This is a genomic window from Plantactinospora solaniradicis, from assembly GCF_042658085.1.
Taxonomy (GTDB): Bacteria; Actinomycetota; Actinomycetes; order Mycobacteriales; family Micromonosporaceae; genus Plantactinospora; species Plantactinospora solaniradicis.
The window spans coordinates 1-604 of sequence record NZ_JBHSPR010000155.1; the positions used below are offsets into that span (position 1 = coordinate 1).

The window sequence follows — 604 nt, forward strand, 5'->3', positions numbered from 1 at the left end:
GACGCCAACGACTACTCGGTGCACCCGTCTGTCGTGGGGCGTCGTGTCGAGGTCACCGCCGACTGCGAGCAGGTGGAGGTGTTCTGCGACGGTCGTCTGGTCGCCCATCACAACCGCTGCTGGGCACGACATCAGACGATCACCGACCCGGAGCATCGGCAAGCTGCGGCGGACCTGCGGGCCGCAGCCCGAAGGCAGCAACCGGTCGCGATCGACGCCCAGGTGCAGCAACGGGCACTGACCGACTACGACCGGCTGTTCGGCCTGGACGAGGTGACGGTGTGATGGCCGCCAAGACCAACCGCAACATCGCGTCGGAGATCGCGTTCCTCACCCGCGCGTTGAAAGCACCATCCCTGGCCGCGTCGGTCGAACGTCTCGCCGAGCGGGCCCGTGCGGAGTCGTGGACGTTCGAGGAGTTCCTCGCCGCCTGCCTGCAACGCGAGGTCGCCGCCCGAGAGGCCCACGGCGGTGAGGGCCGCATCCGCACCGCGAGGTTCCCGGCCCGCAAGAGCCTGGAGGAGTTCGACTTCGACCACCAACGCTCGCTGAAGCGGGAGACGATCGCGCACCTGGGCACCCTCGACTTCGTGGCCTCGAAGGA

At 68.5% G+C, this 604-nt stretch carries 2 protein-coding genes; both read left to right on the plus strand.

The genetic code is table 11. The features are described from left to right. Window positions 1-285 (plus strand): Mu transposase domain-containing protein (locus ACFP2T_RS48010; RefSeq protein ID WP_417629226.1); only part of this gene is annotated, 285 nt, incomplete at its 5' end. Next, window positions 285-604: ATP-binding protein (locus ACFP2T_RS48015; RefSeq protein ID WP_377434814.1), on the plus strand; the 320-nt coding region annotated here is incomplete at its 3' end. The genes ACFP2T_RS48010 and ACFP2T_RS48015, both read left to right, overlap by 1 nt.